15 protein-coding genes and 1 pseudogene are annotated in these 21,828 nt (G+C 40.9%); 14 read left to right on the top strand and 2 right to left on the bottom strand.

Annotation, left to right across the window (positions count from 1 at the left end):
• The first annotated feature begins 32 nt into the window (after nt 1-32).
• Genes MTT09_RS06395 through ilvA form a run of 5 tightly spaced genes read left to right on the top strand, consistent with a single transcriptional unit; the run spans nt 33 to nt 6,050 of the window.
• Nucleotides 33-1,244 carry an ankyrin repeat domain-containing protein gene (locus tag MTT09_RS06395; protein WP_429803233.1) on the top strand — a complete coding sequence of 404 codons (1,212 nt, stop codon included), beginning with the start codon at nt 33-35 and terminating at the stop codon, nt 1,242-1,244.
• 8 nt (nt 1,245-1,252) lie between these two features.
• Nucleotides 1,253-1,999: an SDR family NAD(P)-dependent oxidoreductase gene (locus tag MTT09_RS06390; protein WP_429803231.1), complete on the top strand. Its 747-nt coding sequence runs from the start codon at nt 1,253-1,255 to the stop codon at nt 1,997-1,999.
• Between the two features lie 9 nt (nt 2,000-2,008).
• Nucleotides 2,009-3,712: a Na+/H+ antiporter NhaC family protein gene (locus MTT09_RS06385; protein ID WP_002942805.1), complete on the top strand. Its 1,704-nt coding sequence runs from the start codon at nt 2,009-2,011 to the stop codon at nt 3,710-3,712.
• 2 nt (nt 3,713-3,714) lie between these two features.
• Nucleotides 3,715-4,824 carry a tRNA (uridine(54)-C5)-methyltransferase TrmA gene (gene trmA / locus MTT09_RS06380; protein ID WP_429803229.1) on the top strand — a complete coding sequence of 370 codons (1,110 nt, stop codon included), beginning with the start codon at nt 3,715-3,717 and terminating at the stop codon, nt 4,822-4,824.
• 14 nt (nt 4,825-4,838) lie between these two features.
• Nucleotides 4,839-6,050 (top strand): threonine ammonia-lyase, encoded by a 1,212-nt coding sequence (gene ilvA / locus MTT09_RS06375; protein WP_009293964.1) that lies wholly within the window; start codon nt 4,839-4,841, stop codon nt 6,048-6,050.
• Between the two features lie 44 nt (nt 6,051-6,094).
• On the opposite strand, the gene MTT09_RS06370 is transcribed toward ilvA, so the two are convergent.
• Nucleotides 6,095-9,286: a S8 family peptidase gene (locus tag MTT09_RS06370; protein ID WP_103638700.1), complete on the bottom strand. Its 3,192-nt coding sequence runs from the start codon at nt 9,284-9,286 to the stop codon at nt 6,095-6,097.
• Between the two features lie 298 nt (nt 9,287-9,584).
• Here MTT09_RS06370 and MTT09_RS06365 point away from each other — a divergent pair, with 298 nt between their 5' ends.
• From MTT09_RS06365 to MTT09_RS06345, 5 genes are all read left to right on the top strand, one after another.
• A complete protein-coding gene (locus MTT09_RS06365; RefSeq protein WP_429803226.1) occupies nt 9,585-10,418 on the top strand; it encodes an MBL fold metallo-hydrolase in 834 nt (277 codons plus the stop codon).
• A 57-nt stretch (nt 10,419-10,475) separates the two neighbouring features.
• Nucleotides 10,476-11,171, top strand: coding sequence for a DUF4230 domain-containing protein (locus tag MTT09_RS06360; RefSeq protein ID WP_103615569.1), 696 nt, complete (start codon nt 10,476-10,478; stop codon nt 11,169-11,171).
• 23 nt (nt 11,172-11,194) lie between these two features.
• Nucleotides 11,195-12,118, top strand: coding sequence for a Dyp-type peroxidase (locus tag MTT09_RS06355; RefSeq protein ID WP_429803224.1), 924 nt, complete (start codon nt 11,195-11,197; stop codon nt 12,116-12,118).
• A 51-nt stretch (nt 12,119-12,169) separates the two neighbouring features.
• Nucleotides 12,170-12,592, top strand: a complete 423-nt coding sequence (locus MTT09_RS06350) for an EamA family transporter (protein ID WP_429803222.1) — start codon at nt 12,170-12,172, stop codon at nt 12,590-12,592.
• Nucleotides 12,593-12,690: 98 nt separating this feature from the next.
• The gene (locus MTT09_RS06345; RefSeq protein ID WP_103597729.1) at nt 12,691-13,266 is read left to right on the top strand and encodes a cytochrome C; all 576 of its coding nucleotides are present in this window, start codon (nt 12,691-12,693) and stop codon (nt 13,264-13,266) included.
• A 68-nt stretch (nt 13,267-13,334) separates the two neighbouring features.
• Here the strand turns inward: MTT09_RS06345 and MTT09_RS06340 are convergent, their stop codons facing one another.
• Complete coding sequence (locus tag MTT09_RS06340) at nt 13,335-13,487, bottom strand: hypothetical protein (protein WP_429803220.1); 153 nt, start codon at nt 13,485-13,487, stop codon at nt 13,335-13,337.
• A gap of 169 nt (nt 13,488-13,656) precedes the next feature.
• Between MTT09_RS06340 and MTT09_RS06335 the strand changes: the two genes are divergently transcribed.
• The 4 genes and pseudogenes from MTT09_RS06335 to MTT09_RS06320 all read left to right on the top strand — a co-directional run bounded on the left by MTT09_RS06335 (nt 13,657) and on the right by MTT09_RS06320 (nt 21,363).
• Nucleotides 13,657-16,164, top strand: coding sequence for a molybdopterin-dependent oxidoreductase (locus MTT09_RS06335; protein WP_012139887.1), 2,508 nt, complete (start codon nt 13,657-13,659; stop codon nt 16,162-16,164).
• A gap of 338 nt (nt 16,165-16,502) precedes the next feature.
• Nucleotides 16,503-19,070 carry a molybdopterin-dependent oxidoreductase gene (locus tag MTT09_RS06330; protein ID WP_429803218.1) on the top strand — a complete coding sequence of 856 codons (2,568 nt, stop codon included), beginning with the start codon at nt 16,503-16,505 and terminating at the stop codon, nt 19,068-19,070.
• Between the two features lie 322 nt (nt 19,071-19,392).
• A pseudogene (locus MTT09_RS06325) lies at nt 19,393-20,193 on the top strand (nitrate- and nitrite sensing domain-containing protein); the annotation flags it as partial.
• A 9-nt stretch (nt 20,194-20,202) separates the two neighbouring features.
• The gene (locus tag MTT09_RS06320) at nt 20,203-21,363 is read left to right on the top strand and encodes a methyl-accepting chemotaxis protein (protein ID WP_429803720.1); all 1,161 of its coding nucleotides are present in this window, start codon (nt 20,203-20,205) and stop codon (nt 21,361-21,363) included.
• Nucleotides 21,364-21,828 lie beyond the last annotated feature (465 nt).

Raw genomic sequence — 21,828 nt, 5'->3', positions numbered from 1 at the left:
GTTACAATATCGCGAAATTTTAAGGAGCTTTGATGAAAAAAGTAGCTTTTTTTCTCTTTTTTAGCAGTTTTCTTTTTGTAAATTTACACGCATTAGAGTGCAGTGACCTTGCTAAAAAAGAGAGCTTTAAAACTACTCCAAATGAGCTTGCTTACGTGAACGAGGAGCTATTTTATTGCGATGGCTCGCTTTTAAATTTAAAAGAGGTAAAAGAGCTTTTTGATGCGAGTGTGGCTGTGAGAAGTGAGTCTCAAAGCTGTGTTGGCGAGGGCGTTTATAGAGAAAATTTAAATAAATTTAGATGGATCTTGCTAAAAGCTTCGTTTGCCCCTATTCTCTATCAAAAAGAGCTTGCAAAGCCAGAGGCTGCTGAGGCTCAAAAAGACGCTCAGATGGAGTACTTTAGATACTGGGCGAATGAGAGCTTGTTTAACTTCTTAAAATATAAAAAATTCAGCGAAGCTTATAAAAATGCTCAAACTCCGCTAGTTAAATTTTATGAGGCTTTAGGTGTTGATAGTGCAAGTGCCGCCTACTACGCAACTAGCGTGATAAATGAGTTTTTAAGCTTTAGTGTGGGCAAGAAGGTAAATAAGGCAAAAATTCTAACTTCTGAGCAAAAGATGATGGCTCAAAAGCTAAGCCAAGACGAGCTTGCAAATTTGCTTTATTCTAAAAATTTCACCACCGCAGAGCTTACAAATTTACTTGATATCGCACTGCTAAATGACAAAAGTAGCGACATGATAGAAGAGATCATAAGGCGCGGGGCTGACGTAAATTTAGGCGATGAGACGCCGCTATTTTTTGCTCTTAAAAATTTAGAAAATGTAAAAATTTTGCTTAAAAACAGAGCCGATGTAAATCACAAAAATTTCTTTGGCAAAAGTGCGCTTTTTTACGCTGTGCAGTTTGAGGATGCACCTCTTTGCGAGCTTTTGCTAAAAAGCGGGGCAAATGCAAACGAGAGCTACATCGACGAGCAGTCTAAGATGAATATGATAAATTTAGGCATGATGCAAGTAGAGGATACGTGTGGTTTGGAGCATACAAACAGAAGCGTTTTCATGCATGCAGCAGCTCACGCGACGCCTGAAATTTTAAAGCTTTTGATAGATAACGGCGCTGATATGAACGCCACTGATGATGCGGGATTTAACGCGCTTGATTATGCGATTAAAGACAAAAATGAAAAAAATATTAAATTTTTAGAAGAGCTTGGCTTAAAGCCAAATTTTAATTAGGAAGAGATATGAAAAAGACAGCTTTTGTGACAGGCGCGACATCTGGATTTGGCGAGGCGATCGCTAGAAGACTCTCAAAAGAGGGCTATAAGATAGTCGCTCTTGCAAGGCGCGAAGATAGGCTAAAAAAGCTTGCAAGCGAGCTTGGCGATACGCACATCATCGTAGCTGACATACGTGATAAAAAGGCTGTTTTTGACGCAGTTGATAGCCTGCCTGATAAATTTAAAGACATCGAAGTGCTTGTAAATAACGCTGGACTTGCCTTGGGACAAGAAAAGACGATAGAAGCAAAGGTAGAAGACTTTGAGACGATGATAGATACAAACGTAAAGGGTCTTATCTACTCTACAAAGGCTGTTTTGCCGCTACTTTACCAGCAAGAAAAGGGCTATATCTTTAATCTTGGCTCAACAGCTGGCTCGTGGCCATATCCTGGCAGCAACGTTTATGGCGCTACAAAGGCCTTTGTAAAGCAGTTTAGTCTAAATTTAAGAAACGATCTAGTTGGTACAAATATCAGGGTGACAAACATCGAGCCAGGTCTTTGTAAGACTGAATTTAGCGAAGTTAGATTTAAGGGCGATAAGGCAAAGGCTGATAGTATCTACGAGCATACAAATTTTATCACCGCTGAGGATATAGCGACTATTTTGCTTAACTGTCTAAATATGCCTGGGAGTGTAAATATAAACAGGGTCGAAGTCATGGCAAACACGCAGACTTGGGCTGGACTTGCGATAGAAAAATTTTAAGGAGTTTATGTGAGACAAATTTTATTGTTACTATTTTTTAGTGCCGTACTTTTTGGTGTTGATCCAGAAGTCGCCAAAAGAAACGCACAAATTTACGGCGTTTTCACGCTTATACCGCCAGTTGTGGCCATAGCGCTTGCTTTTATCACAAAAGATGTCATCTTGTCGCTATTTATCGGTGTTTTTAGCGGAACTTTTCTTATAAATATCGTTAATGAAAATGTCTTTATGGGCATCATCAAAGGCTTTACAGGCATCGTTTCAAGAGTAGTTGAGTCGATGGCTGATAGCACCGATGCTGGTATCTTGCTTCAAGTGCTTTGTATAGGCGGCGTGGTCGCACTTATCACAAAGATGGGTGGCACAAAGGCGGTTGCTCTTTGGCTTAGCAAAAAGGCAAAAACTGGCGTTTCAGCTCAAATTTCAACATGGCTTATGGGTATCTTTGTATTTTTCGATGACTACGCAAACGCTTTGATTGTCGGTCCTATCATGAGACCAATAAGCGATAAATTTAAAATCAGCCGCGAAAAGCTAGCCTTTATCATCGACGCTACTGCAGCACCGATTGCTGGTATCGCTATCATCTCTACATGGGTCGGACTTGAAGTTTCGCTCATCGAAAAGGGCTACGAGCTAATCGGCGAGACTGGCATAAACGCTTATTCTATATTTATCGAGACCATTCCATATAGATTTTACAACCTCTTTATCTTGTTTTTCATCGTCTGCACAGCCTTGATGCAACGCGAGTATGGTCCTATGCTAGCAGCTGAAAGACGCGCTAGAAGAGGCGAGCTTCACTCAGGCAAAACTCAAATTCAAGACCTTGAGGACAAGACTCTTGAGCCAAAAGAGGGTGTAAAACTAAGCGCTTCAAATGCGATCGTGCCACTTCTTGTGCTAGTTATCGGCGCATTTACTAGCTTTTATTTTAGCGGTCTTGCTGCACTTGAGGGTGATACTCTTAAAAATGCCCTTGCAAATCCACTTTCATTTTCAACATTTAAAGATACTTTTGGTGCAGCTGACTCTGCTACATCGCTATTTCAAGCAGCATTGCTCGCTAGTATAGTAGCTATCACGATGGGTGTTTGGCGCAAAATTTTTGATGTAAAAGAGGCTATTAGCACATGGGTAAAGGGCTGGAAAACTATGATCATCACGGTCGTCATCTTGCTTCTTGCTTGGAGCCTTAGCGCGGTTATAAAAGAGCTTGGCACTTCAAGATATTTGGTTGATTTGCTAAGTGATTCAACGCCTAAATTTATCTTGCCAGTGGCTGTTTTCATCCTTGGCTCATTTATCAGCTTCTCAACTGGCACCAGCTACGGCACAATGGGCATTTTGATGCCTCTTGCTATCCCGCTAGCTTATGCAGTGGGCAAAAACTACGGCTTAGATGGCGATGCGATGCACGCTTATATGATCGTAAATATCTCAAGCGTTCTAACTGGCGCTATCTTTGGTGATCACTGCTCGCCGATATCAGACACTACGATACTTTCATCAATGGGCGCAGGATGTAGCCACATCGATCACGTCTCAACACAGATGATCTACGCACTTAGCGTTTGTGCGGTTTGTGTGCTTGTTGGCTACTTGCCTGTCGCACTTGGTCTAAGCGTTTGGATCGCACTTCCTTGCGGATTTTTAGCGATCTGGGCTTTGGTTAGATTTGTCGGTAAAAAAGTCGAAGAGAAAGCGGCATAAATTTGGACTGCAAATACCTAAAAGAGTGCGGATCATGCACTCTTTTTACCCCTTATAGTGAGCAAATTTCATTTAAAACTGATCTTATCAAGCAAAATTTCTCCCACTTTTATGAGGGTAAATTTGATCTTTTTAGCTCAAGCCCAAAGCACTACCGCACGAGGGCTGAGTTTGGCATCTGGCACGAGGGTAGCAAGCTTAGCTATACGATGCACGCAAGCGAAAAAGGCAAAAAGGTCTTCATAGATGAGTGCCCAAAGGTTTGCGAGCAAATTTCATATCTTATGCCAAGGCTACTTGAGAGCTTGCAAGATGATGAAATTTTACGCACAAAGCTCTTTGGAGTGGAGTTTATCGCCTGTAAAAGCGGCACCTTAGTCACGCTTCTTTATCACAAAAAGCTTGATAGTGAGTTTGAAGCGGCGATGAAAATTCTAGCTAGCAAGCTTGATGTGATGATCCTAGCTAGATCACGTGGTCAAAAGCTGCTAAGTGGTGAGCTAAATTTAGTTGATGAGCTAAATGTTGATGAGCAAATTTATAAATTTAGCCTAAGTGAAAATGCCTTTATCCAGCCAAATAAAGCGGTAAATGAGAAGATGATAGCTTGGGCAAAAGAGTGTGTAGAGGGTGGCGCTGACCTGCTGGAGCTTTACTGCGGACATGGAAATTTTACGATCCCACTTTCGTTTAAATTTAAAAACGTCCTTGCCACTGAAATTTCAAAAAGTTCGATCGCAAATGCCCTTAAAAACTGCGAGCTAAATGGGGCAGAAAATATCAAATTTTTGCGAATGGACGCTGATGAGCTGATGAGCGCATTTGCTGGCGTTAGGGAGTTTAATAGGCTAAAAGAGATAAATTTAAGCGATTTTAACTTCTCGCACGTCCTTGTTGATCCGCCTCGCGCAGGACTTAGTGAAAGCGTCATAAATTTCATTAGAAATTTCAAAAACATCATCTACATCTCGTGCAACCCAGAGACATTAAAAGAAAATTTAAATGAGCTTACTAAAAGCCATAAAGTGATAAAATTTGCGCTCTTTGATCAGTTTGCCAACACTCATCACATCGAGTGTGGCGTGCTACTAGAGGCAAAAGATAAATTTTAAAAGGAAAGTTAAAAATGGTTTCATTAAACAAAATAATCCAAGCAAAGATAACGATCGGTCACTTTGTAAATAAAACCCCGTTTGCGCTAAGTGCAAAACTTAGCAAAATTTTAGGCGCAAATGTCTATCTGAAAGAGGAAAATTTACAACGAACTGGAGCTTACAAGATAAGAGGCGCTTACAATAAAATAGCTAGCCTAAGCGAGGAGGAGCGAAAACGTGGCGTCGTGGCTGCAAGCGCTGGCAATCACGCTCAAGGCGTGGCGATAAGCGCAAAAGAATTTGGCGTGCATGCTTGCATCGTCATGCCAGAATCAACCCCACTTCTAAAGGTAGCTGGCACGAAAGATCTTGGCGCTGAAGTGATCTTAAAAGGTGATAACTTTGATGAGGCGTATGAATTTGCAGTAAATTACGCCAAAGAAAAAGATATGACCTTTGTTCATCCATTTAACGATGAGTACGTCATGGCAGGGCAGGGCACTGTGGGTCTTGAGATGCTTGATGAGATAAGCGACCTTGATATGGTTGTAGTACCAGTTGGCGGCGGTGGCCTAGCTAGCGGCGTGGCAAGCTGTATAAAACAAGTCAATCCAAAAACTAAAGTCGTTTGCGTCGGCGCAAAGGGTGCTCCAGCGATGTTTAACAGCTACGGCGCTAAAAAGAGCATAAACTCAAAGTCGGTTCGCACCATAGCTGATGGCATCGCTGTGCGTGATGCGAGCGAGATAACACTTAAAAATATCGTTGAGTGCGTGGATGAGTTTGTGCAGGTCGATGATGAGGAGATCGCAACTGCGATTTTATTCTTGCTAGAGACGCAAAAGATCGTAGTTGAGGGAGCTGGCGCAGCTGGCGTGGCAGCACTTATGCATGATAAGATCAAATTTAAAAAAGGCGCAAAGATAGGCGTGGTGCTAAGTGGCGGAAATATCGATGTTCAAGTGCTTTCTATTATTATCGAAAAGGGTCTTATCAAGTCTCACCGCAAGATGACACTACAAATCACACTTGTAGATAAGCCAGGAGCGCTAATGAGCCTAACTGATAGTCTAAAATCAGCAAATGCAAACATCGTCAAGATCGACTACGACCGCTTCTCTACTAAGCTTGACTACGGCGATGCAAGCATCACTATCACGCTTGAGACAAAGGGTCTTGAGCATCAAGAAAAGATCAAAGATACGCTTAATAAAAACGGCTTTTCTTTCACTCAACTCTTCTAAATTTACAAGCTCGCTACCCTTTAAAGTAGCGAGCATTTAACCAACTAAAACAATATCTCAAATTTAGCATTTACGCTGTTTGATCTTACATCTTTAGCAAAAGCTCCAGTGTAAGAAAGGCCCAAATTTACATTTTTATAGACATTTGCTTTTATGCCAAGGCTAGCTGTGCCAAGGTTTTTAACCTCTTTGCCCTCTAGCTCTAGATATCCAGCATTTGCGACATTCACACCGATAGTTGGTTTTGTGTCGCCAACTAGTCTGTTGTATGCTAGATCAGCTTCAAATTTCATCTTGGTGCTACCTAGAGTAAATGGTACGCTAGGGTTTAGACCAAGGCTAAAAATGCCTAAATTTCTAGTTTTTTCATCAACATCCATTTTGAAAATTCCTACATTTTGGCTTGTGCTATCGGTTTTCATGCGTAGATAGCTTGCACCCACATAAGGATTTAGCGAGAAATTTTCTGTATTAAAGCTAGTTAGGGCTAAATTTGTATAAACATTAAGTGCTTTTTCTTTGCTTTTTATATGATCGTTTGAGTAAAAGCTTGCGATTGTTGCACCATTTTGAGTTTTGCGCTTAGCATCTGTGTATAGGACGCCAAGGTCTAGTTTCGTGCTAGCGATCTCGCTTTTGCCGTAGATGCCGATGCTTTTGCCTTTTGTTTTATAGGCATCATCGCCGTCTTCTTTTACTTTTTCTGTGCTAGCACCAAGAACACCGCCAAGTACAAATGCGTCATTTACACTGCCGTCAAATCCAAAAAGCTGTGTCATAGAGTTTGCTTTTATGTCATTAAATTTCATAGCGTCAAACATAGTATTTGACCAAAATTTCATGCCATTTGAGTCGCTTGCTCTTATGCCAAATGGGTCAGATTCGTGGTTGATAACTGCATTTTTAAGCATGATGCTTTCTAGTAAAAATGCATTGTGCTGAGCTAAATTTGCCTCATTTGCAAATGTTTTTAGAGTTTGTTTTGCCTCTTTTGGTGTAGTGTAGATGAAGTATCTATAAAGATCGCTTGTGATAACTGCTGGCCTGCTTCTAAATGGCGAAGGAAGTAGTGCTGGCCTGCTAGCTGTGCTTTCTATGAGCTGTGCAACTTTCTTTTGGTTGTCATTAGCTGCGATGCTTGTCATTGTATTTTTTGATTTTTTAAGAGTAAGCTCTAGCTTGTCATCACTATAGTTTTTGCCAAGATCAAAAAACGCATACTCTCTTGAAAGGGTATCTTCATAGCCTTTGAAATTTCCAGTTGCAGTAAATGTCTTTGATTTTGTGCTGTCGTTATAGAGTCTTTGCATGATCTCTAAATTTGGCTCACTTATGTTTATAAATGAGTTTTTCTCAAAGTTTAGATCTAAATTTGAAGCGCCGTTTGAGACGATGTAGCTACCGCCTGATTTGATAGTGGCTTTTACTACGTCATTTGAGCTTTTTTTGGTCACTTCTCCTAAAGATAGTTGCAAGGTAAATTTATTTCTACTAACCTTTGGCACGCTCATTTCTCTTACGATTTCTAGTGCGCCGCCATTTTCTACTATCACGTCGCTTGATTTTAGAGATTGATTAAGAGCTGTGATCTTGCCGCCTTTTATTATGGTCTTGCCAGTATAAGAGTTGTCTCCTGCTAGGCTTAGTGTGCCTTGACCTCTTTTTATAAGAGTACCTTCGTAGCCCTCACTTGCCCTTAGCTCTCTTGCTCTTTCTCTAGCGTTACCTATCTCAAGTTCGGCTTTTTGCTCTGGTGTTAAATTTGCTATTTTTTCTAGCTCAGCCTTGCGCTCGGTCCAAATTTTAGCCTCTGCATCATCTTCTGTTTTTCTAAATTTGATAGCTACATCGCTTATGTTGTTTGAGTAGATATCATCGCTATTTAAATTTACATCAAACACGCCTAGAAGCTGACCTGGTCCAAACATCGCCTTATATAGATCCACTACGCCCCAGCCCCAGCGCTCATCAGGTACTCCAAGCGCAGCAGTAAAGCCTGAAATTTTTCTAGTATCGGCTGGCTCTTTGAAATCATCATGAACTTGCCTTGCAGTAGTTAGTAGCACCTCTCTTATCTGAGCGTTATTCATATATGGGTATCTTTGCATGATGACACCAAGTGCGCCAGTGACGTGTGGAGCTGCCATTGATGTGCCGCCTTTTGTGTCGTAGCCTGCTTTGCCAGTTTTTAGATCAACGACGGTTGAGTATATAGGTTTTGCAGGTGCTGCCACGCTCCACCATTTTGAGTGGCCAGGTGTGTTGTAACGCTGCGTGTCGCCCTCTAGCTGGCCAGTGACGTTTAGCCAGTACTTCTCAGCATCAGGTCTAAAGTATGGAAGCATCGCTCTTGTATATGACTCTTTCATCCCGTCTCTGTTGCCAGCAGTAAAAATTTGGATGACACCATATCTTGTAGCAACCTCATAGGCTGCATCTAAGAAATTTTTGCCATTTACTACAAATGGATAGTAGCTTTTATATGCAGCATCAAGATCTTTGATATCTAGGTTATTGCCGCCATCATACCCAGTAGCACCTTCGTAGGCTTTGTAAAATTTACGGTTTGAACCCCAGCTGTTATTTATCGCTCTAGCTCCACTCTTTGCTAGTCCTTCGTATGAATTTAAAAAGAAGTTGTAGTCTTGATTTGGACCATATGTCATGCCGTCAGTGCCGCTGGTATTGCCCATTATAAGTCTTGCATCAAATGCTACGCCGTGCATGCCCACGCCATCTCTTGACGCAGCTATGGTGCCAGCTACGTGAGTGCCGTGAGAGTCGTTTACTCCAGCTATCCAGTCACCATCTATGCTAAATTTTTCACCTTTTTTAAAGTCACCAAAGTCTTTTTTATTTTTATCTACGCTGCCTTTTCCGACTAATGGTGAGTTGCCATACTCGGTATCTGGGTATCTTTGACCATCTTTATAGTAGCTACCAGAAACCTTTAGCGCGCTTACTCTGCCATCACTAAATTCTGGATGGCTAAGTAGCACACCAGAGTCCATAACGCCAAGCGTTACGCCTTTGCCAGTTGCTCCAAGAGCATATGCAACGGCTGCGTTCATGCTCACTAAACCCCAGTCGGCTTTGTACTCATCGCTCTGCCAGCTTTTTATATCGCCAAATTTACCTCTGTTTTGCTCGCTAGCACTTAGCTGATTAGCAAGTAAAAGAGTGCAGCAAGCAACACTTAAAAGGATGCACTTTTTGCTTGAAACGGATCTTTTCATATCTCGTCCTTTACATAAAATTTAAACCAATTCTAAAATTCTTAAAATAAATTATTAATTAAAATAATAATAATTTAATGAAAAATCGTAGGCTAAATTTACGAAAATATACGCTTTTTACGCTATTTTTACATTTAAAGAGATATTTCATAAAAGACTTAATCTAAAATTAGTTATTTAAATATAATTTTTTTTATCTCTATTTTTAAAACTATTATTTATATATTTTTTTAAAGGATTATTATTTTTCATTAAATTTACAGGACTAAAATTTCGCAAATTTATTCAAGGATGGGATATGAAAAAGAGTTTATTAAGTCTTGCATTGTTTTGCACTTTGGCTTTTTGTGCCGATGATGAGGTGGTTAGCAAGCAAAACGATCAAGTATGGATAGGAGCTATGGGCGGATGCAAGCTTTATGTATTTTCACTAAAGACGACTGACGCGCCAGTAGATAAGCTAATAGCCAAAGATGAGGCGCAAAAAGAGCTTGTGGCAAATACTAAAAATTTACCAAACAAACACAACGTAATGTTTGCAAAGTGCGATGACTACACAGCGCTCATAGATAGCGGCTATGAAGATAGCTTGGAGGTTTTAAAGTATGATCTGCAAACTTTTGGCAAAATAAAGCCAGAGGATCTAACCTACGTCATCATCACGCACGCTCATCCTGATCACATAGGTGGGCTCATAGATGGGGGCAAAAAGACATTTAAAAACGCCAAGCTTTTTATAGATGAAAAGGAGTGGGACTACTGGATGAAGGGCAAAGATGAGAGGACAAAAGAAATTTTATCGCTTTATAAAGATGATAAGAGCTTTTTTGACCATAAAAAGCCTCTATTTGACGGGGCGCTAAAGATCATGGCTATCCCAGCCTACGGCCACACTCCAGGGCACAACATGATAAGCTTTGAGTCAGATAACGACAAGATCATCTTTATAGCCGACCTTCTTCACGTCCTAGCAGTGCAAGAGGTCGAGCCAAGCATATCTATCACTTATGATATAGATCCAGCCCAAGCTGCCAAAACAAGAGAAAAGGTGCTTGATGGCTTGGAGGACGAGACTACAAAGATAGTAGGCGCTCACATGCCTTATAATAGCCCCATCACCTTGCCAGAGTGAGTAAATTTCTTTTGCTTTACAAATTTAGGATAAAATGCGGGCTTTAAAGGAGAAAATATGAGCGAATACGCAAATTTGATATTAGCTATCTTGCTAGCTATTTTGGCATTTGCATTTTATAGGTCAAACAAGGCGCTAAAAAAGGCAAAAGACGATAGCGAAAATGTCTCAGTCAGCACTGAAATTTCGCAGCTTAAAAGCATCGGTGAGCTATCTGTCTTTCAGGTCTATAGCAAAGAGATCGTCACAAAGACAGATCATGCGTTTGGAAATTTCGGCAAAGAGTATCTAAGGTGGCTAGTAAGCGAGAAGAAGCTTTCGATGATATTTGAGTTTGAGATAAATTTCATCTACGACCTAACTAGTCCTAGACTTGAGATCATGCAGATCGCAAACTCTAGTTACAAGATAAAAATGCCCCCATGTAAGTATAAATTTTCAATCGCCGATATGAAATTTTACGATGAGAAAAACGGCAAATTTATACCATTTTTACTGCCTGACTCGCTAAATGGCTTTTTTGGTAGCACATTTACAGAAGAAGATAAAAATAGACTAATCGAAGAGGCTAGAAACGAAGTCAAAAAGATGAGCGTTCGCCTTATCTCGCAGCTTCAAAGCAAAATCCACAAATCAGCTCGCGATACGCTTGAGGCGATAGCTAAGAGCTTTGGCGCAAACAAGGTCGAGTTTGTATTTGACGATAGCGACGATCAGATCAACGAGCAACTAAATTTAGAAAACATAGCATAAAAACAAAATTTAAAGGAGAAAAAATGAGTGTAAATTCACAAGAGGTCACACAAGCACCTGGCAACAACACAGTCTTTCAAACATGGGTTTTAAAAGGCGACAAAAAGGCATGTAAAGAGGGCTTTGCTAAGCTTTGTGCTTTGGTTGTAAATTTAAACAAAACTGCCAAAGTTAGATTTGGTGCAAACGAAAATGTAAACTGCGTCCTTGGCGTGGGTCATGATGCTTGGAAAAAGCTTGAAATTTCAAAAGATCTGCCAAAAGAGCTTGTAAATTTTAAAGCGATCAAAGGCGACAAACACGAGGCCGTTAGCACAAAAGGCGATATCCACATCCACATCCGCGCGCTAAATGCGGCTGACTGCTTTGACATGGCGCAAAATATCAAAGAAGTTTTGTTTAAATTTGCAGAGCTTACAGATGAGACTCAAGGCTTTAAGTATCACGACGGCAGGGCGATCATCGGCTTTGTCGATGGCACTGAAAACCCTGATGGCGAAGATAGAGACCACTTTGCAAAAGTCGGCAAAGAGGATGCTAAATTTAAAGGCGGTAGCTACGTTTTTGTTCAAAAATACTTCCACAAAATGAAAGAGTGGAACGCCACAAGCATAAGTGAGCAAGAAAAGGTTATAGGCCGCTCAAAAGAGTATGACATCGAGATGGATGAGAGCGTAAAACCTAGTAATTCACACTCAGCTGCTGCAAATGTAGGCGACGATAAAAAGGTCGTGCGTGGCAATATGCCATTTACTGAAGGTAGCAAAACAGGCACTTACTTTATCGCTTATGCTAGCACCTTTTCAACGGTTGAACTTATGCTTAAAAAGATGTTTATCGGCGAGCCAAAAGGCAACTCAGATAGGCTACTTGACTTTAGCACGCCAGTAACTGGGGCGCTATTTTTTGCTCCTACGCTTGATATGCTTGGCGACTACGAGGGATAAATTTAGCTTGGGGCGAAGCAAATTTGCCCCTTTAAATTTATAAGGATAAAGATGCCAGAGTGGTTTATCTACGCAGCTCTTTCGGCTGTTTTTGCTGCACTTACTGCGATCTTTGCAAAGCTAGGCGTAAAAGATATCGACAGCGATTTTGCGACATTTGTGCGAACGGTCGTTGTCATTTTGATGCTTGTTTTGCTTTTAAGCGTAGCTAAAAAATGGCAACCGCTAAGCTCACTAAGCCCTAAAAACTGGCTCTTTCTCATACTAAGCGGCATAGCTACTGGGCTATCGTGGCTTATGTATTTTAAAGCGATGCAAGCGGGCAAGGTCTATCAAGTGGCACTGGTTGATAAATTTAGCGTTGTGCTAGCTATCATTTTGGCTGTTATATTTCTTGGTGAGAGGCTAAATTTAAAAGAAATTTTAGCCGTCTGCCTTATCGTATCTGGCGTGTTTCTACTCATTTTTAAATAAATTTTTCTACATTATTCTTAAATTATACTTTTAATTTTAATTTGTAATTAATCAAAAAGCCTCTAGAATTTGAACAATTTCATTTTGAAGGGAGAAATATGAAAAAAATTATTCTATCAGCCATCGTAGCTTGTGCTGCATTTGGTGCAGGTATGAACTACACAGATGTCGTAAAGGACGTATATGCTGACGCTAGCTCAGCTAAGAGCATAGGCAGGCTGCTACCAACCAACGCAGTTGAAATTTTGCAAACAAGTGGCGACAGAGCGCAGATCAAAGTAAAAGGCTATCAAAACCCAGCCGTTAGCAACGTAGTTTATTTTGCTGATGGAGCGAGGATTATCTCAGTAGCGTTTGCTAAAACTGCACCTTTTGATATCAAAGTGATAAAAGAGGGCAAAAACGGCAAATGGAACGAGGTAGAGACAACAGTTTTTGTGCAAAAAGATGGCTTTAGCACTGACGTAAATGCGATGTTTGCAAAAGCTGATAAGATGTATAAAGAGAGCTGTGGTGTTTGCCATGCGCTGCCTCAAACTACGCACTTTAACGCAAATCAGTGGCCGTCACTACTAAAATCAATGATCGGCAGAACCGCAATAGAGAAAAAAGACGAGTGGCTAGTTATCGAATATCTACAAAAACACTCATCTGATGTGAATTTAGGCAAATAAACGGCACTTTTGCAAGCGGAATTTAACCAGTTTTGCGAGCTAAAGGGGCTTAAATTTAAAGGTTTTACTTAAGAAAAACCAAAATTTGGATCGCTAAAAAATGCGATCTTGGTCTTTAGAGTTATCCGTGCGGGAGAGAGTGAGCGAAGCATATCGCTAGCGATACGAGCGATGGGTGGCTGCTCGTAGCCTTGGCTTTGCCTAGGCGAGAAGTAAAACAAAAATTTAGGATCAAAAACTAGGTCTTAAATTTAATGGTTTTACTTAGAGAGAAAACCAAATTTAGTCCGCGTAGTCGGACAAGTAACTTTAGGTGGGTGCAGGGAGTGCTTGCACTTCCGCTCGCAGCCTTGGCTTTGCCTAGGCGAGAAGTAAAAAAGGTATTTATTAATGCAAAGACGAAAATTTTTAAAAGGTAGCTTGGCTTTAGCTGCTACACCATTTCTAGGCGGTTGCGCTTTTAGTGGAAATGGCAGTGTAAAACCAAGCTTAGTACAAAATGGCAGCGTTAAAACCTCGGCGTATTGGGGTATGATGGATGTTAGTGTAAAAGACGGCGTTGTGACTGGCTCAAAGCCACTTAGCGTTTTAAGCAGCATACCAAACCCATTAAGGGGCTACACAGCTGACATGATATACAAGTGCCGCATCAAGCATCCTATGGTGAGAAAGAGCTATCTTGAAAACCCAGATAGCCCAAAGCCAGAGCTTCGCGGTCAAGATGAGTGGGTGCAGGTAAAGTATGAAGACGCGATCAAGCTAGTTGCAAGAGAGCTAAAAAAGACAAGAGCTCAAAGAGGCCTTGCTAGCGTTTATGCGAAGTCTCCAGCGTGGAAATCAAGCGGAAATTTCAACAGCTCAACTACGCTTTTGGCTAGATTTATGAACCTAACTGGCGGTTTTGTCGGCGGTCTTGGCGACTACTCGACAGGTGCAGGGCAGGTGATCATGCCTCACGTTATGGGCGGCATAGAGGTCTATGAGCAGCAAACTACATGGCCAGTGGTGCTTGAAAACTCAAAAGTGGTGGTTATCTGGGGAAGTGACCCAGTAGCTACGCTAAGAGTTGGCTGGACGGCGACTGATGAGCTAGCGTACAAATACCTAGAAGATCTAAAAAATAGCGATAAAGAGATCATTATAATTGACCCTATCAAGAGCCTAACGGGTAATTTCTTTGACGGCAAGGCAAAATGGATCGCTCCAGTGCCAAACACCGATACAGCGATGATGCTTGGCATGGCGTATCATCTATATAAGACCAAAAACTACGACAAAGAGTTTTTAGAGAGCTACACAGTTGGCTTTGATAAATTCTTGCCGTATCTACTTGGTAAAAAAGATGGCAAGCCAAAAACACCAAAATGGGCGAGCAAAATTTGTGGCGTCAGCGAAAAGGTGATAAAAGAGTTTGCTGTTAAAATGTATAAAAACCGCACGATGATAATGGGTGGCTGGGCTATGCAGCGTGCTCACCACGGCGAGCAGCCTTACTGGATGCTAGTCACTTTAGCTGCGATGCTAGGTCAGATAGGCCTACCAGGCGGAGGCTTTGGCTTTAGCTATCACTACAGCGGTGGCGGCGTGCCAACTAGCACAGCAACGGTCGTTGGCGGTATCAACCCAGCAGATATCGGTGTCATCAAAGATGGTAAATTTAAAGGATATGCAAAAGATGTGGCTGATGAGAGGTTGAAAGCGGAGATAGAAGAGATGCAAGCAGCCTCTTTCCCAGTAGCTCGCATCGCTGACGTGCTTTTAAACCCTGGCAAGACGATAGATCATAATGGCAAGAAGATCACCTATCCAGACATCGACTTTATCTACTGGGCAGGGGGCAATCCTTTTGGTCACCAGCAAAATTTAAATAAGCTAAAACGTGCATGGCAAAAGCCAAGAACGGTTGTGGTAAATGAAATTTACTGGACGCCAACAGCGAAGATGGCTGATATTGTATTTCCAGTGACGACGCTTTATGAAAGAGATGATATCACTATGGTTGGAGACTACTCTAACCAATACATCATGCCGATGAAGCAAGTCGTAGCCAAACAAAACGAGGCAAAAGACGACTATCAAATTTTCTCTGATCTAAGCAAGGCTTATGCTGACGGCGTAGCTGAAATTTACACTGATGGGGCAAAAGAGCCGCTTGATTTCATCAAGTCATACTACGATAGCGCCGCTAAAGTCATCAATGAGAACAAAGCTCTTGGCGTAAAAATGCCTAAATTTAGTGAGTGGTGGGAGAAAAACGAGCCTACTAAATTTGATTCAACCGCAGAGAACGAGGCTTGGGTAAGACACGCTGAGTTTAGAGAAGATCCTATCCTAAACGCTCTTGGTACGCCAAGTGGTCTTATAGAAATTTACTCAGAGACTATAGCAAATATGAACTACGACGACTGCAAGGGTCATGCTATGTGGATGGAGCCTACTGAGTGGCTGGGTGCGAAGAAAAAATCAGCCAGCATTCACCTGCTAAACCCACACCCAAGCGTGCGCTTGCACTCTCAGCTAGGTATAACGTCGCTTAGAGATACGTACGCGGTGGCTGATCGTGAGCCGATCTTGATAAACACTAAAAATGCTAAAAAACTTGGCATCAAAACGGGCGACATCGTGCGTGTTTATAACAAGAGAGGTGAAATTTTAGCAGGCGCTGTGGTGAGCGATGATGTGAGCTACAACGTGGCAAGACTTTGCGAGGGCGCATGGTACGACCCAGATGAGAAGGGTGTTTGTAAAAATGGCTGCATAAACGTTTTAACAAATGATATCCCAGCTAGCAAGCTCTCAAATGCAAATATCTCGCATACGACGCTTGTTAATATCAAAAAATTTAAAGGCGAAGCACCAGAGCTTAGCGCCTTTAAAGAGCCAAAATTTTCAGTGTGATCGGACTGTAAATTTGTAAGAGTGAGCGGAATTTAATAGCGCTTGCTTCTGGCTCAACGGAGAAAACCAAAACTTAGATCGCAGACTTGCGATCTTAGGCTTTAGAGTTGGTGAGCGACCGCCTTTAGAGGATACCAACTACTTGGTATCCGTGCGGGAGAGAATGAGCGAAGCATATCGCTAGCGATGCGAGCGATGGGTGGCTGCTCAGTGAGAAAAACAAAAATTTAGATCGCTGGATTGCGATCTTAATCTTTAGTGCGGGATCAAACCGATGGGGTTTGTCGGAGCCTTGGCTTTGCCTAGGCGAGAAGTTAAAGATAATAAAAGGAGAAACAATGAACGAGAACAGACGAGATTTTCTAAAAAAAGGTGCAACAGCAATCGCAGCTACACCTTTGCTTTCAGGCGTAACAGCTTCAAATTTGTTTGCTGATGAGGTTAAAAAGGGTGTTGTAAAAAATGGCGAAACTCTTACAGCTGCTCACTGGGGCATGCTAAAAGTGACAACCAAAAACGGCATCGCTGTAAAGTCAGAGCCTATCCAAAAGACAAGTGAAATTTACAACCCACTTCAGCACTACACGCCAGATATGATCTATAAAAGTCGTATCAAGTACACAATGGTAAGAAAGAGCTACCTAGAAAACCCAGACAGCCCAAAACCAGAGCTTCGCGGCATCGATGAGTGGGTCGAGGTGCCTTACGAAGAGGCCATCAAACTAGTTGCTAAAGAGCTTAAAAAAACAAGAGCGCAAAAAGGCTTACAAAGCGTTTTTGCAGGTAGTTACGGCTGGAAATCAAGCGGCAATGTGCATAACTCAAGAATTTTACTTCATAGATTTATGAACCTTAGTGGCGGCTTTGTTGGCTCGCTAGGCGACTACTCAACAGGCGCTAGCCAGATCATCATGCCTCACGTTGTAGGTAGTATCGAGGTCTATGAGCAGCAAACTAGCTGGCCAGTAGTGCTAGAAAACTCAAAAGTCGTAGTCATCTGGGGCGCAAACCCACTTGCGACACTTCGCATAGCTTGGACAGCGACTGATGAGCAAGGCTTTAAATACTTTGAAGAGCTAAAAAACAAAAAAGATATCAAAGTGATCGTGATCGATCCTATCAGATCTGAAACAGCACAATACTTCGACAAAGCTCAGTGGATCGCTCCAGTGCCAAACACCGACACAGCGATGATGCTAGGCATGATGCACTACCTATATGAAAGCGGCAAATACGATAAAGAATTTATCGAAAACTACACTTATGGCTTTGATAAATTCCTCCCATATCTACTTGGTAAGACAGACAACACTCCTAAAAATTTAGAGTGGGCGAGCAAAATTTGTGGTATCGACAAAGATACCTTAAAAGAGCTAGCTAATACATTTGTAAGCAACCGCACAATGCTAATGAGTGGCTGGGGTATGCAGCGCGCTCACCACGGTGAGCAACCACACTGGGCGATGGTAACGCTAGCTGCGATGATCGGTCAGATAGGCCTACCAGGTGGAGGCTTTGGCTTAAGCTACCACTACTCAAACGGCGGCGCACCAACATGCAAAGGCGCAGTCATCGGCGGTGTAAATAGCGCGAGTGTGGGTAAATTTAACGAAAAAGGCGAGTTTATCGGCACTGATACAGGTGAGTTTGACAAACACGGTCGCTTCGTCGCAAAAGCAGCCGCAGTAGCAGGCACAGGTCAAAGCTGGCTACAAAAAGCAACCAACTACGCTTTCCCAGTAGCTCGTATCGCTGATGCGTTGCTTCACCCTGGCAAAGTGATAGATCACGACGGCAAAAAGATCACCTACCCAGACATCGACTTCATCTACTGGGTCGGCGGCAACCCACTTGTGCATCACCAAGATACTAATACAAATTTAAAAGCGTGGAGAAAGCCAAGAACGGTTGTCGTTCACGAAGCATACTGGACACCGACAGCAAAGATGGCTGATATCGTCTTCCCAGTCACTACAGAGTATGAGAGAAACGACATCACGATGACAGGGGACTACTCAAACATGAACATAGTGCCGATGAAACAAGTCGTTGAAAAATACCGCGAGGCGAAAGATGACTATCAAATTTTCACTGACCTTTGCAAGGCTTATGCTAAAAATTTAGCCATCGCCTACACAGATAACGGCAAAGACGAGTTTGACTGGATCAAAGAGTACTACGACGCAGCCTACGCTCAAGTAAAAGCGATCCCTGAGCTTGCAAGCGACATGAAGCCATTTGAAGAGTTTTGGAATGAAAACAAACCAGTCACATTTGCCTCATCTCAAGATAGTGATAACTGGGTAAGACTTGGTGAATTTAGAGAAGATCCTGTGCTAAACGCTCTTGGAACGCCTAGCGGTCTTATCGAAATTTACTCAGATACTATCGAGAAAATGGGCTATGATGACTGCAAAGCGCACCCAACTTGGTTTGAGCCGATCGAGTGGCTAGGCATGAAAGACAAACCTGCAAAATACCACATGATAAGCGCCCACCCAACTGACCGCTTGCACTCACAGCTAAGCCAAACTTCACTTCGTGAGAAGTATGCTATCGCTAACCGCGAGCCAGTGTGGATAAACGAAAATGACGCAAAAGAGCTTGGCGTAAAAACAGGCGATTTGGTGTGTGTATTTAACGCTCGTGGCGAGGTTTTGGCAGGTGCTTATGTGACTAAAAACATCAAAGAGGGCGTTGTAAAACTAGCTGAGGGCGCTTGGTATGACGGCTTTGATAGCGGCATATGCAAAAACGGCTCCGCAAACGTGCTAACCATAGATATCCCAACAAGTAAGCTAGCAAACGGCAACATCAGCCACACAGCTCTTGTAAATATCAGAAAATATCAAGGCGATGAAGCACCAAAACTTACAGCGTTTTCTGACCCAAAATTTTCTAAATAATTTCAAAGCAGGGGAGTGATCTCCTGCTTAAATTTATCTTTGCTTACAAAATATCTTTAACTACTTTTTCAAATTTATCTATCCATTTTTATAAATTTTAGAGCAAAATTAAATATTTGTTATTAATTAATATTATTTATTTGTAATTAAAATTTTCTTAAATCGCCTAAAGTAGGGCATTTGTTTAGTAAAGTAAAATTATTGTTGCTTAAATGTAATTTATATTTTCAAGTTATATTTAATTATTAAAGTAATAAAATCCGCTTCGTTTTTTAGAAGAAATAGCCTATATATCGTATCTTGTAATGCAAAGGAATGAAAAATGAATAATCTAAGTATAAAAATAAAGATCCTACTAATTGTAATTTTAAGTCTTATTTGTTTAAGTGCAACAAGTATTTATATTTTAAATGGTGTTTTTAAGACTAGAAGCCAAGCTGTATCAAGCCTTAATACAGCTGAAGATATCATAAAACAAAGTGAATTTATCCATGAACTTCAAAAAGAGCGCGGTTATAGCGCAGGCTTTATAGCTAATGGCAAAGATGCTGATAAAAATTTAAAAGAGCAAAGAGCTAAAGTTGATGGCGTTTTGTCTAAACTTTCTAATAAAGATGAACTCTCAAGCGAGCTTAATAGCATAAGAGCCAAAGTAGATAACAAAGAAAGTTTTGCTCTCATAGCTCCTAAATTTCACGATATGATCGAAAATACACTTATATTTGAAAATTCTCTCGCAAGCAGCTCTGAGCCTGATATGAAAGATAACTTGGCTAGAATTTTTAGTATCTCAAAGATCAAAGAGTATTTTGGTATCACAAGGGCGGTGCTAAATGCTGCCTTTATAAAACATAACATCGATAAAAATACATACGTAAATTTGGTTTCATTTAACGCAAACATCAAAAATCTCATAAATGACTATGTGAAATTTAACGCAGGCACATACGCAGATAGCTTGCAAAAAGAGATCTTGCAAAGTGATGAGTTTCAAAAGATAGATGATATCATCAAAAGTGCTATCGCTACTCCAGATGAGACAGCTGGTAAGATCGAAGCGGCTAGTTGGTTTCAAAGCATTACAAATTTGATCGATAGCTTTAGAAACTATGAGCTTTACTTGTTAAATGATATGAAAGATAAAGCTTTACAAGATATGAGCGAAGCTGGCAACTTAGCTGTTTCTATGGTCATTTTGCTTGCCTGTTTTATACTATTGCTTGTTTTGGTTTCATTTTTTGTCGGTAAAAATATCATCTCAGGCATCGATAGCGTAAAGGGCGGGCTAAGTGAGTTTTTCTTATATCTAAACAACAAGACAAATTCTGCCAAACTTCTAAGCTTAAAAGGTAAAGATGAAATTTGCATCATGTCGTCGCTTATAAATGAAAATATAGAGGTTATCCAGACGGCAAAAGAGCATGAGAACACCTTCATCCAAAAAGCCAACACCTTTGTAAATGAGATAAAAGATGGCAACTATGAAGCAAGCCTAGAAGCTGATACAAACAATCCAGCTCTAAATCAACTAAAAAGCACATTTAAAGATCTACAACTTGCTCTTAAAAATGCAATCTCAAGTAATGGTAAAGATGTACTTGATCTACTAAACACTTATAAAAACCAAGACTTTACAAAAAGACTTAATGATGATGGTAAGATAGCAAGTGGTATAAACTCTCTAGGCATTGAAATCTCTAAAATGCTAAATGACAATCTAAACCAAGCACAAGTACTAGAAGAAAAAGCTAAACTTTTAGCTAGCTCAGTATCTAAAGTAGCAAGCTCAGCAAACACTCAAGCAAATAGCTTACAAGAATCAGCTGCTGCAGTTGAGCAAATGTCAAGCTCAATGAATGCCATCTCTCAAAAGACAGCTGATGTTATAAGACAAAGTGATGAAATTAAAAACATCATAACTATCATTAGAGATATAGCAGATCAAACAAATTTACTTGCTCTTAATGCTGCAATAGAAGCAGCACGTGCAGGAGAACACGGCAGAGGATTTGCAGTTGTGGCTGATGAAGTTAGAAAACTAGCTGAGAGAACTCAAAAATCACTTGGTGAGATAGAAGCAAATACAAATGTCCTAGCTCAATCAATAAATGAGATGAGTGAATCTATAAAAGAGCAAAGTGAAGGCATAAACATGATAAATCAATCAGTTGCTCAAATAGATAATCTAACAAAAGAGAATGTGGTAATTGCAAACCAAGCAAATGAAGTAACATCAGAAGTAGATGAGATGGCTAAAGCTATAGTTGAAGAGGTTAGGAAGAAGAGGTTTTAACTTCTTAATAAACAAACTTAAATTTATTTAATGCAAACTACTTAATTTAATAAACTCCAACCTGGTTTAGGCTGGGTTGGGGTTTAATCTTTTTAAATTCTAAATTTTAAATTTAAGACTCAAGAATTATCTATCAAATTTTAAAAATTTATAAGCGAGCATATCACGGCTCTAAATTTAGTGCCAAACGAAGTGCAGCCTAGATTTAGTAGTCTGCTAAGGCGAGTGAGTAAGATTTTAAAATTTACAAAGCAACTCAATTAAATTTTGTCAAATTTTATCCAAAAGGGAGACAAGGGGACTCGAGTTACGAGGCCGTCCCCTTATCCCCCTTTAAATCCCCCAAACCCCTCGCACGTTAGAGGTGGCATGCTTTAGTGCTAGCGCACTGCACGCGGTTTATTCTAAAAAGCTTACCTTTAATTTTAAATTTCATTCACTCGCAAGAATTACATACTAAAATTT

This window comes from Campylobacter concisus (assembly GCF_050447505.1).
Lineage (GTDB): Bacteria > Campylobacterota > Campylobacteria > Campylobacterales > Campylobacteraceae > Campylobacter_A > Campylobacter_A concisus_BP.
The sequence above is the reverse complement of the archived record's forward strand: the minus strand, read 5'-3'. Positions and strand labels throughout refer to the sequence as shown.

Excerpts from the sequence above, each read along its gene's own strand:
- MTT09_RS06330 (WP_429803218.1), top strand. The coding sequence starts at position 16,503 with ATGAACGAGAACAGACGAGATTTTCTAAAAAAAGGTGCAACAGCAATC.
- MTT09_RS06360 (WP_103615569.1), top strand. The coding sequence starts at position 10,476 with ATGAGCGAATACGCAAATTTGATATTAGCTATCTTGCTAGCTATTTTG.
- MTT09_RS06370 (WP_103638700.1), bottom strand. The coding sequence starts at position 9,286 with ATGAAAAGATCCGTTTCAAGCAAAAAGTGCATCCTTTTAAGTGTTGCT.
- MTT09_RS06350 (WP_429803222.1), top strand. The coding sequence starts at position 12,170 with ATGCCAGAGTGGTTTATCTACGCAGCTCTTTCGGCTGTTTTTGCTGCA.
- ilvA (WP_009293964.1), top strand. The coding sequence starts at position 4,839 with ATGGTTTCATTAAACAAAATAATCCAAGCAAAGATAACGATCGGTCAC.
- MTT09_RS06345 (WP_103597729.1), top strand. The coding sequence starts at position 12,691 with ATGAAAAAAATTATTCTATCAGCCATCGTAGCTTGTGCTGCATTTGGT.
- MTT09_RS06320 (WP_429803720.1), top strand. The coding sequence starts at position 20,203 with ATGAAAGATAAAGCTTTACAAGATATGAGCGAAGCTGGCAACTTAGCT.
- MTT09_RS06390 (WP_429803231.1), top strand. The coding sequence starts at position 1,253 with ATGAAAAAGACAGCTTTTGTGACAGGCGCGACATCTGGATTTGGCGAG.
- MTT09_RS06355 (WP_429803224.1), top strand. The coding sequence starts at position 11,195 with ATGAGTGTAAATTCACAAGAGGTCACACAAGCACCTGGCAACAACACA.
- MTT09_RS06365 (WP_429803226.1), top strand. The coding sequence starts at position 9,585 with ATGAAAAAGAGTTTATTAAGTCTTGCATTGTTTTGCACTTTGGCTTTT.
- MTT09_RS06335 (WP_012139887.1), top strand. The coding sequence starts at position 13,657 with ATGCAAAGACGAAAATTTTTAAAAGGTAGCTTGGCTTTAGCTGCTACA.
- MTT09_RS06395 (WP_429803233.1), top strand. The coding sequence starts at position 33 with ATGAAAAAAGTAGCTTTTTTTCTCTTTTTTAGCAGTTTTCTTTTTGTA.